This is a genomic window from Shewanella sp. UCD-KL21 (assembly GCF_001957135.1).
Taxonomy (GTDB): domain Bacteria; phylum Pseudomonadota; class Gammaproteobacteria; order Enterobacterales; family Shewanellaceae; genus Shewanella.
This window is the reverse complement of record NZ_MPHK01000002.1, coordinates 312,295-323,727: the sequence shown is the minus strand read 5'-3', so window position 1 is coordinate 323,727 and position 11,433 is coordinate 312,295. Positions and strand designations below refer to the sequence as shown.

At 42.6% G+C, this 11,433-nt stretch carries 7 protein-coding genes; 6 read left to right on the top strand and 1 reads right to left on the bottom strand.

What is annotated here, in order from left to right; all coding sequences use genetic code 11:
• Window positions 1-141 precede the first annotated feature (141 nt).
• Both fusA and BM739_RS20420 read left to right on the top strand, forming a co-directional pair.
• The gene (fusA, locus tag BM739_RS03315) at window positions 142-2,172 is read left to right on the top strand and encodes an elongation factor G (RefSeq protein ID WP_076537232.1); all 2,031 of its coding nucleotides are present in this window, start codon (window positions 142-144) and stop codon (window positions 2,170-2,172) included.
• Between the two features lie 288 nt (window positions 2,173-2,460).
• Window positions 2,461-3,132, top strand: coding sequence for a 4'-phosphopantetheinyl transferase superfamily protein (locus tag BM739_RS20420; protein ID WP_139326811.1), 672 nt, complete (start codon window positions 2,461-2,463; stop codon window positions 3,130-3,132).
• 106 nt (window positions 3,133-3,238) lie between these two features.
• On the opposite strand, the gene queF is transcribed toward BM739_RS20420, so the two are convergent.
• A complete protein-coding gene (queF, locus tag BM739_RS03305) occupies window positions 3,239-4,093 on the bottom strand; it encodes an NADPH-dependent 7-cyano-7-deazaguanine reductase QueF (protein ID WP_076537229.1) in 855 nt (284 codons plus the stop codon).
• A 121-nt stretch (window positions 4,094-4,214) separates the two neighbouring features.
• On the opposite strand from queF, the gene syd reads away from it, so the two are divergent.
• From syd to BM739_RS03285, 4 genes are all read left to right on the top strand, one after another.
• Window positions 4,215-4,865, top strand: coding sequence for a SecY-interacting protein (gene syd, locus BM739_RS03300; RefSeq protein WP_076537227.1), 651 nt, complete (start codon window positions 4,215-4,217; stop codon window positions 4,863-4,865).
• A gap of 668 nt (window positions 4,866-5,533) precedes the next feature.
• On the top strand, window positions 5,534-6,760 hold the full coding sequence (locus BM739_RS03295) for an efflux RND transporter periplasmic adaptor subunit (protein WP_076537226.1): 1,227 nt from the start codon (window positions 5,534-5,536) through the stop codon (window positions 6,758-6,760).
• Window positions 6,761-9,895: an efflux RND transporter permease subunit gene (locus tag BM739_RS03290; protein WP_076537224.1), complete on the top strand. Its 3,135-nt coding sequence runs from the start codon at window positions 6,761-6,763 to the stop codon at window positions 9,893-9,895.
• On the top strand, window positions 9,888-11,396 hold the full coding sequence (locus tag BM739_RS03285; RefSeq protein ID WP_076537221.1) for an efflux transporter outer membrane subunit: 1,509 nt from the start codon (window positions 9,888-9,890) through the stop codon (window positions 11,394-11,396). The genes BM739_RS03290 and BM739_RS03285 overlap by 8 nt, the downstream gene beginning before the upstream one ends.
• Window positions 11,397-11,433: the final 37 nt, after the last annotated feature.

The following is an 11,433-nucleotide window of genomic DNA, read 5'->3' as shown; positions in this document are numbered from 1 at the left end:
GAGCTGCAAGGTTTCATTGACTAATCAGTTAATCTTGTCGTCATACATTTACTGAGATTGAGTTTTTACAGCTAAACATTTGAAGCTAATAGTGCTTAAAGCGAAATGGATTGATTAACTATGTGATAAAGGGAGGCCACAATGGCTGATTTCACCACTGAGCAAATCCGTAATTTGGCTGTAATGGGTCACACCAACGCAGGCAAATCCTCTTTACTCGAAGCATTACTGTTTAGCGCCAATGCAATAATCTTAAAAGGCAGGGTCGACAAGGGCACAAATCATGCTGATTTCACTGCCCAAGAAAAAGCCCATCACCACAGCCTAGAACCATCCTTTCTTAATTTTGACGTCCAAAACCACCATTTAAATTTTATTGATACCCCAGGTTTACCTGATTTTATTGGCAGAGCATTATTGCCTCTTTCTGCCGTTGAATCGGTATTACTGGTGGTCAATGCCAGCACTGGAATTGAATCGGTAACCAAAAGAGCCTTTGAAGCTGCCCGAGCGCAGGGCAAAGCGGTGATCATTGCCATTAATCACTTAGATGGTAATGAAGCTTTAGTTGCTGAAGTGCTGGCTGATATCCAGCTGCAATTTGGTCATCGCTGCTTACCCGTTAATCTCCCCAATGAAATGGCTAATGATGTAGTTGATTGTTATCTGCATTGCGATCTAAATGCGAAAACCCTATTCAGCGATGTTGAAACGGCCCGTGATGAACTCATTGATACTGTGCTTGAAGAAGATGATCGGTTAATGGAGTTGTATTTAGAACAGGGTGATTCATTAACACCAGCGCAATTACATGCGCCGCTAGAAGCCGCATTGCGCATGGGGCATTTAGTACCAGTATGTTTTACCAGTGCAGAACAAGACATTGGTATTGGCTCGTTACTGGAAATGCTGACTAAGTTAATGCCAAGCCCACTTGAAGCTAATCCGCCGCAATTTATCAAAGGCTTTACTGAAAATGCCACCCCCATTGATGTTAGCCAAAAAGCTGATGACCATGTATTAGCCCATATCTTTAGAGTTTCAATCGATCCATTTTTAGGCCGCATGGGCGTTTTTCGTTTATACCAAGGCACCATAGAAGTGGGCATGAAACTGTTTATTGGTCATAGTCGTAAACCCTTTAAAGTGACGAACATTCTTAAGTTACAAGGGGATCAGCATAGTAATGTGACTCAGGCTATCCCAGGTGATATTTGCGCCATTGCTAAAATTGATGAATTAGAAGTTGGCGCTGTGCTACATGACAGTCACGATGAAGATGAATTTCATTTACCTGAACTAGTATTGCCACAACCTATTTTTGGTTTAGCTGTGTCAGCAAAGCGCCGCGGTGATGAACAAAAAATATCGGAAGTGCTACATAAGTTAGTGGCTGAAGATCCCAGCCTGCAGATTGCCCGCAATGAAGCTGAAGGACAAACTGTGCTGCAAGGCCAAGGTGATTTACATCTGCAAATAGCATTAGAAAAAGCGCAAACGCTATTTAATGTTGATATGGACACAGATACCCCAGCCATTGCTTATCGTGAAACGGTATTGGGTGAGGCGAGCTTTAGATATCGTCATAAGAAGCAATCCGGTGGCTCCGGCCAATTTGGCGAAGTAGAACTTAAAGTTGAACCCCTTGAGCGTGGCCAAGGTTTTGAGTTTGTTAGCAAAGTGGTTGGCGGCTCGGTACCCACTCAATATATTCCCGCGGTTGAAAAGGGCATTAAAGAAGCCATGACAGCAGGTGAGCTTGGTGGGTTTCCGATGCAGGACATCAAAGTCACGGTAGTGGATGGCAAACATCACAGCGTGGACTCTAAAGAAATTGCCTTTGTGATGGCAGGTAAAAAAGCCTTTATGGAAGCGGTTAAACTTGCTCAACCTGTGATTCTAGAGCCTATCGTTGAAATGAATATTTGTGTTGCTCAGCAACATGTGGGCGATATCACCGCTGATATCAGTAGCGAGCGAGGTATGGTGTGCGGCACCCAAGCTGATAGCTCTGGCATGGTCACAGTTGAAGTCGAAGTGCCCTTGGCTAATGTCAGTAACTATTCAACCAGACTTAAATCGATGACAGGCGGTGACGGTCAGTTCTCGATGAACTTTAGTCGCTATGACGTACAACCAAAGCAAGCGGCAAAGACCGCCGCTATGGCTTAATCGCCAGTTAGCTGGGTTAACACGGCAGGGGCTGTAATGCTCCTGCCGTTTTTATTTATTTGGCGTTACTCAGACTATAAATTCGGTTAGAAACAAGCGACAATGGCTTTTTGTTTTACTATTGAGTTGATTTTGAAGTCTGACATCAAGATAAATCTATTTTTCTGTCCGCTTATCACGGCAGTATTGGATCAAGAAACCACTTCATTGGTGTCATCTTGGTTACCTGAAGATGAAACCCAAAAAGTGAATCGCTATATTCAACAATCTGCCCGTGAACAAGGCTTAATGGTCAGAGGTTACTTGCGGGCTTTGCTGTCGCGTTTTGCCGATATAAAGCCCAACGAATGGGTGTTTGAGTATGGCGAAAAAGGTAAACCGCGTTTAACTGAGCAGCAATTTCAGCAAACAGGTTTAGGTTTCAACATAAGTCACAGTGGTGACTGGTTGTTGGTGGCTATTTATCAAACTAACCCGCCAATACAAGCGTTTGAGCTGGGTGCGGATATTGAGCGTCGCCGTGACAGTACCAATATTCATTCGATATTAAATCATTACTTTTCTGAACCTGAAGCGGCAGATTTGTTAGCTTTACCAGAAGCGGAACATCGGGAACGTTTCTTTGATTTATGGACATTAAAAGAGTCCTACATTAAGGCCAAAGGTTTGGGCTTGGCATTATCGCTGAAATCCTTTGGGTTTGATTTTGAAATGGCTGAAAAAAGCGAGCTTAAGCTAAATAAAGGCGATGTAATTGCTTTGCAATCCAACGTCTCTTTGCGGCTGATAAATGATGACAAAGATCGCTTTGAGCTCGCTAGTCAATGGCATTGTAGTTTAGGTAAGCTTAATGAGACATATCGGTTTGCCATTAGCTTTTCTAGTGGATGTGTTGCGAACGTGCCCGAATATAACGCTGAAGTAATAGATTGGGCTGAACTTATTATTGATTTTCATTAAGTTGCCTTAAAGGCATACCTAAATTAATCGTTAGATAAGTGGGTTTAACCTGTAGATCAAAAAAGGCACTAAAAAGTGCCTTTTAAGTTGTAATATCATGTTGATATTACTGTCTCGCTAAACGATGTGTCTCAGGCGGCTGCTCAAAATCACTTCTAAATGGATTAATATCTAAACCACCACGACGAGTATAACGGGCATAAACCGTTAACTTAGTGCACTGACAATAGCGCTTTAAGTCAGTAAAAATACGCTCAACACATTGCTCGTGAAACTCATTGTGTTGACGGAATGAAATCAAATAACGCAGTAACTTCTCACGATCGATTTTAGGGCCTTGATAGCGGATCATCACGCTACCCCAATCAGGCTGAGAGGTAATTAAACAATTAGACTTGAGCAAGTTGGATGTAAGCGTCTCAGCAACATGCTTCTCTTCGGTACTGTCTTCAAGATACTCAGGTTTAAATTGATAATCATCAACTTCAATATCAAGTTCATCAATACAGTTACCCGGTAACTCGACAATGCGCTGGGTATTAAAATGTTTTGGTTCGATGATTTTTACCGTGACCTCGCCATTGGCGCAGCGGCTAAGATCTTGCTGTAAGGTTTGTTGTACTAGTTCAACACTGTCAAAGCGGGTTTGATTAAAGCTATTTAAGTAAAGCTTAAATGACTTTGATTCAATTAAGTTATCACTTTCGATGGCAAGGTAAACTTCAATAATGGCGACCATAGGCTTGCCTTTGGCATTAAGCCAAGACAGTTCGTAACCAGTCCAAATATCAGCACCTTGAAAAGGTAACTCAGCCGTTAATGCAATGGCATCTCGATTAAGCTTACGAGGAACCCCTTGCAGTAATGAAGCATCATATTCTGCTTGATATTGCGTCGCTTGACCTAAAGTTAACTCTTTAAGGGCTTCGGCATCGCTATAGGGATCGTGATTGTGTGTCATCTAGTGTGTTTCCGTGTCAAAATAGGCCTTTATTATAATACCAATTTATACAATTAGGTAATCACTGCACGTGACTAATACACGAATCTATTTGGTCACACACAATATTGGAGCATCTTAAGTGTCTTGTTCAACTTCATTGGATCAATTTTCTAACCGTTATATTCAAGCTTACCAAGATACCTTAGGGGAATTACCGCGATTTTACCCATTGGGTCAAGGGTCTAGTTGTATTGAGGGCCAGTATGATCTTGAATCTGATGAAGCGGTATTTTGGCAGACGGTTAAGCGTAAAAGCACCGCAGACTTTAGCAATGTCGAGCATGCTTTAGAGCTTAAGCTGCATGATGATATCAATGATTTTTACGGCCACTTCTTTTCAGCATCACTGTATTTTGATTCAAACTGGGGCGAAGGCGAATTACTGCAAGTTTGGAATCAGCAAGATTTTGAATCTTTGCAGCAAAATATCATCGGCCACTTGATGATGAAGAAAAAGCTTAAACAAGCACCAACCTGGTTTATCGGTGTATTGGGTGATGGCGATAATATGCTAACCGTAGATAATGAAGATGGCAGTGTGTGGATTGAAGTGCCAGGTAATAAGCCCCATGAAAAACTCGCTGACAGCCTCGCTGAGTTTATCGATAGCCTAACGCCAAGAGTCACACCTGCGATAGAACCAGTAGAAGAAGATCATGGCCATGTGCCACATCCGGGTATTTGGCAGCGGATGAAAATGATGTGGAATGATTTATTGAAACGTAAATAATAAAACGACGTCATTAAAATGATTTCATAATAGAAAGCCTGACTTATTGAGTAATAAAGTCAGGCTTTTTGTTTGGTACAAGTTTATTGATAGTCTCACTAAATCTGAATTTACTCTCATCATCAGCTTATTTATCTTGTTGGATAGATAAACGTTTTCTAAACATTAAGTAAAAGTTTTTCGAGCTAATTTGTGTATAGAAATAAGCTAGATAACGTCTAAATTTTGGCAGGCAGACCTCTTGATTCAGTGGCTATTGCTGGTTGAAGCGCTATTTATAGTTCATAACAGCCTTGTTACAGAGCTTACTTTCGACTTACTCAATTTAATTAATCAGCTTCAGTGTCAGTAGCTCAAATAAGGCTTGAGCAATCAGTTTAAGGCATAGTCTGATAAAGCCTGAGTCAAACAAGCAAGCTCAGTTACTGCGAGCTAACCATTAGAATCACCGCAACAGCTCAGTCACAACAAAAAGTGATTGCATATCAAACTATTTAAAGCAGCAACGACATTTTAATGCTATTAACCCTTGCCGTTGTTCATACATAAGTCCTACACTGGGTTTACATGTTTATTACAATAATAAGTGGTGTGTATTCAATTACATCGAATTGATTTTAAAAGCACCGTTTTGACATCGGTTATCAGCACATTTCCGGGACGAAAGTATGCCAAATTACCTCAATAACACAGCGTTTAAATTAGCAGTGCTTTTTTCATCTGTGACGATTATCTGTGGCTGCGAAAAAGAACCAATAAAAATCACCCCTAAATTAGTGGTTGTTGAGCAAGTGTCCACTGCAACTGTGCCGCTGTATGGCAATTATGTTGGCGTGACACAAGCTTCTTTAGACGTTGAAGTAAGGGCTCGGGTTGACGGATTTGTTGAAAACAAAAGTTTTATTGAAGGAAGTGCAGTTAAAGAGGGCGCAATACTTTATCAAATAGATAATCGCCCTTATGTAGCAGTGGTTAATCGCTTGAGTGCTAATGTTGCATCACAGCAATCTGCACTTGAAAAAGCCCAGCGCGATGTCGAACGTTTAAAGCCGCTATATGAGCAAGATGCAGCAAGCCAGTTGGATTTTGATAATGCCCTGTCGGTACAGTCTCAAGCAAAATCCAGTGTTGCGGCCAGTAAAGCCGAGCTTGAAGAGGCCAAGCTTGAGCTCAGTTATACAGAAATTAAATCGCCAATTTCTGGTCTTGTGAGCCGCTCTGAAGTGGATATTGGTGCGTTAGTGGGGAGTAGCGGTCAGTCGTTATTAACGCGGGTTAAGCAGGTCGACCCTATTTATGTGACGTTTAATATGTCAGCGTTAGATTATCTAAATGCCCGTCGCCGAATGACCAGTTACAAAGAGCAGCAAACTGCAGAATCAGAAGGTAAAGCGGTAGAAGGCTTTGTGACCATAACCCTGCCTGATAATAGTAAGTATGGTTACTTGGGGGATGTCGGCTTTACTGATCCTTCAGTAAACCCAGAAACCGGTACTTTTCAGGTTCGTGCTGAACTCCCTAATCCTGATAAAGAATTACTCCCAGGCCAATATACCAATGTGCGAATTAAACTCAGCGAAGCCAATGATGCGATTGTTATCCCCCAAAAAGCCACCCAAGTAGACCAAGGTGGTGTGTATGTGATGGTGGTATTACCCGATAACAAAGTTGAACGTCGGTTTATTGTGATTAAGCATCAAGGTGAAATGGGCGTGGTGGTTCAAAGTGGCCTTAAAGCAGGTGAGCTGGTGATTGTTGAAGGTATGCATCGTGTACGCCACGGACAACTTGCCGAACCATTAACCGCTGAAGAATATTATAAAAAAGAGGACGATAAGGAAAAAGAGCAAGCGTTGAAGCAGCAAGAACTTGAGCAGGAACAGGAGGGTAACTAAATGGCACAATATTTCGTTAACCGGCCTGTTTTTGCTAGTGTAATTTCGATTGTTATTGTGCTGCTGGGTTTAATTGCGATGTTTCAATTACCCATTGATCAATATCCTTACATTACACCGCCTCAGGTAAAAATATCAGCATCTTACCCCGGTGCGACGTCAACTACGGCTGCTGAATCAGTGGCCACGCCGTTAGAACAAGAGCTGAACGGCTTGCCAAACATGATTTACATGAGCTCTAAAAGCACCAATTCTGGTAGCTCCAATGTCACTATTACCTTTGATGTGGGTACCAACCCTGATCTGGCTGCGGTTGATGCGCAAAACTCAACCCAGCAAGCAACAGGCAGTTTACCCATTGATGTACAAACAGAAGGGGTGTCTGTTTCTAAAGAGGCCTCGGTTGAGCTGCTTAAGTTAGCATTAACCTCTGAAGATGAACGTTTTGATGAAATTTATCTGAGTAACTATGCCACCATTAATATTCAGTCAGCATTAAAACGTATTCCGGGTGTGGGACGAGTCAGAAACACAGGTTCTCGCAGTTATTCTATGAGGGTATGGTTAAACCCCGACACCATGGCGGGTTATGGACTGACTACCTCTGATGTGATTGATGCGATTAAAGCGCAAAATAAAGAATCACCAGCGGGCAGTATTGGCTCACAACCTAATGCTGACACCTTAAGTATGACGCTGCCTATCACAGCAGCCGGTCGCATGAGCAGTGTACCGCAATTTAACGAGATTATTGTACGTGCCAGTGCAGATGGCTCGATTATACGCTTACGTGATATTGCTAATATTGAGCTTGGTTCATCATCTTATACGCTGCAGTCTCAGCTAAATGGTAATAATGCCACTATTTTACAGGTCTACTTGTTGCCAGGTGCTAATGCATTAGAAGTGACCAAAAAAGTAAAAGCTGAAATGGCAAAACTTGCCCAGAAATTCCCTCAAGGGATGAATTGGGAAGTATTCTTTGATGCCTCTGTATTTATCGAAAACTCCATCGATGAAGTGGTCAAAACCCTAGTGGAAGCACTGATCTTAGTTATTCTTGTGGTGTTTTTATTTCTACAAAATATCCGCGCAACACTGATCCCCGCCATTGCTGTTCCCGTTTCATTAATTGGTACATTAGCTGCAATGCTGGCCTTTGGCTTTACCATTAATACTGTGAGTTTGTTAGCGCTGGTATTGGCCATTGGTATTGTGGTCGACGATGCCATTGTGGTGGTGGAAAATGTTGAACGCTTAATGGATGAAAAAGGCCTGAGTTCATCGCAAGCCACCAAGGTTGCCATGAAGGAGCTGTCAGGCGCGCTTATCGCTACAAGTTTAGTGCTGGCAGCAGTATTTGTACCTGTGTCTTTTTTATCCGGTATCACCGGAATCATGTATCGAGAGTTTGCGGTGGCGATAACGGTTGCGGTGCTAATTTCGACCTTAGTTGCGCTCACTCTTTCACCAGCCCTTTGTGCGTTATTACTTAAGCCGGGCGATAAAGCCACCTCAGGTTTTTTTAAATGGATGAATGATCGTTTAGATACAGCGACAGAAAAATATGTTGCTTTGGTCGGTTTGACAAACAAGTATGCCAAACGCAGTTATTTACTGTTTATTTTAATGGTAGGTGGGGTGTATTTAATTATGAGCACACTGCCATCAAGCTTTATGCCAGATGAAGATCAAGGGCGTTTCTTTATTGATGTGTCTTTGCCTAATGGGGCGACGGTTAATCGTACCCAAGATGTGCTAAAAAAAGCGGAAACTACAGTGCTGGCTCACCCTGCAATCGCTTATTCATTTACTCTTGCGGGTGAAAATAGGCGTTCAGGTTCTAATCAAGCAAACGGCCAGTTTGAGATTATTCTTAAACCTTGGTCAGAAAGGGTTGAAACTGATGCCACAGTGCAGCAGGTGATGAATGATATTAAGCAAGAGCTCAGTGATATTCTAGAGGCTGAATTCAAAATATATTTACCTTCAGCAGTTCCTGGTCTTGGTAATGGCTCTGGTGTCGAAATGGAGCTACAAGACACCTCTGGCAGTAATTTTAAAGGCTTGATGGAAACCGCTGATGAATTGGTCGAAGCCCTAAAGCTACAACCAGAGATAGCGACTGCAGGTTTATCACTGCAAACTGCTATTCCTCAATTACACCTCAGTGTTGATGAGGCTAAAGCGATGGCGATTGGCGTTAAAGTGTCTGATATTTATGGCACCATTAAAACCTTTACTGACTCTTCAACGGTGAATGATTTCAACTTATTTGGCCGCGTGTATCGGGTGAAAATACAAGCTGCCGAGGAATATCGTCAATTCCCCGATCAGATTGAAAACTATTATGTTCGTTCATCATTGGGGGCGATGGTGCCCATTGGCGTGTTAGCCAAATATGACTATTCTGTTGGCCCTGCAGCGGTAACCCATTACAACATGTTCACTAGCGCCTCTATTAATGCATCTCCTGCATCAGGTTACGCTTCTGGCGATGTTATTCGCGCCATTGAGCGAGTAGCAACCCCTTTACTGCCAGAAGAATTTAGTTATGAGTGGACTGGGATTACTTATCAAGAGGTGCAGTCAGCCAACCAAACTGCGATAGCAGTGACCTTAGCTATGGTGTTTGTGTTCTTGTTCCTTGCAGCGCTTTATGAAAGCTGGACCTTGCCAATTGCGGTGTTACTTATCGCGCCAATTGCAATGTTGGGTGCATCACTGGGTACCTTAGTCAGTGGCATGGAAAGCAATCTGTTTTTCCAAGTGGCCTTTATCGCACTGATTGGCATGGCGGCGAAAAACTCGATTTTAATTGTTGAGTTTGCTAATCAATTACATAAAGAAGGTAAAACTCAATTAGATGCTGCACTTGAAGCGGCTAATATGCGCTTTAGACCGATTTTAATGACGTCTTTAGCCTTCATTTTAGGTGTATTGCCATTGGTATTGTCTGTTGGGCCTGGCGCGGTGAGTCGACAAAGTATTTCTATTCCTATCTTATGCGGCATGATCTTCGCGACGACCATTGGCATTGTGATGGTGCCACTATTTTTTGTGACAACAGCAGGCTGGGTTAAATCTAAAATCAGCGGCAAAGCCGATACCGCGGAGGTGTCTACTCATGCCTAATCAAAAATTAATGAATATAACAGCAGCTAGTCCTCAATTAATGACCTTTAAATTTCGTAAATTGAAAACCTTAGCAGTGGCGGTATCAGCAGGTATTTTATTGCTTTCCGGTTGTGCTATGGGGCCTGATTACCAAAGACCTGACCTGAATATTCCCGCCCAATATCATCAAGAGTTGCAGCAAACTGACGGCCAAAATGTCGGCCTTAGACATTGGCGTGAGTTTTATTTGGATCTTGATTTACAGGTACTAATTGAGCATGCACTTGATCAAAATCTTGATTTAGAAGGTGTTCGTTCAAGACTGTTAGCAGCAAGGGCTGGTGTTACTGTAACCGATGCGGCTTTGTTTCCTGCCATCGGGCTTGAAGCAGAAGGTGAACGCGCATTAGACAGTGCGTTAACCAATACGGATCCTGTTAAAGAAGATACCTTTTATGTGGCAGGTACCGTTTCTTGGGAATTGGATCTTTGGGGGGCTAACCGCCGCAGAAGTGAAGCTGAATTTGCTAACTTTCTGTCGTCACAAGAAGCATTAAACTTAGCGACAGTTAGTTTAATTAGTGATGTCGCCAGTTGCTATTACGAGTGGCTTGATATTGAGCAACGTTATCAAATCTCATTAAACACGGTCGAGCTTCGTAAAAAAGAGCGTGATCTTGCCAGACTTCGTAAAAAAAATGGCGTGATATCAGGCTTACAAGTTAGGCAGGCTGAAGTTGAATACCAAAGTGCAAGAGTCACATTGCCCGATCTTGATTATGAGCGCAGCGAAAAGGCTAATCAGCTACGAATTTTACTTGGCGAGTTTACGTATCCATTGCAGCCTAAAACGGAAGCGCAGTTGAAAGCTGATAGTGCATTGTTTCCTGATTCATTTGCCGTTGGTATTCCATCACAGATGCTGTCGCAGCGCCCTGATGTAAAATCGGCAGAGCAAGCGCTTATTGCTGCAAACGCCAATGTCGGTGTTGCTAAAACAGCATTCTTTCCAAAATTTACCATTAGTGGAACCTACGGCACTGAAACTGAAAATTTAGCTGACATTTTTGATAGCCAAGGCGTGACTTGGGCATTATTGGGCGGGATAACAGCGCCTATTTTTAACGCGGGGAGTATTTCGGCGCAATACGACATAGCCCAAGAAAATGCCAAACAAGCGCTGCTAAGTTATAGAAGTACCGTGCTTGAAGCTTTCTTTGAAGTGAATGATGCCATGAACAGTTTCAGACGTTCTGAACTGGCTATTGACGCTCAAAAGGAGTTAGTCGTGGCTTCAACTGAATATACCCGCTTAGCGATGCTGAGGTATCGAAATGGTGTTTCTAGCTCCTTAGATTTGATGGATGCACAGCGAAGTTTATTTAGTGCAGAACTGACCTTAAGTCAGGTGAAGCGTGACCGATTATTATCAATGATCACACTTTATCGGGCACTAGGTGGTGGTGTACTGACTGCTGATGAAATGAAGACTGAGCTGATAACGACTTCTAATAATTGACGAATCGGAGACGTTACTCATTAACCTATTGTGATGT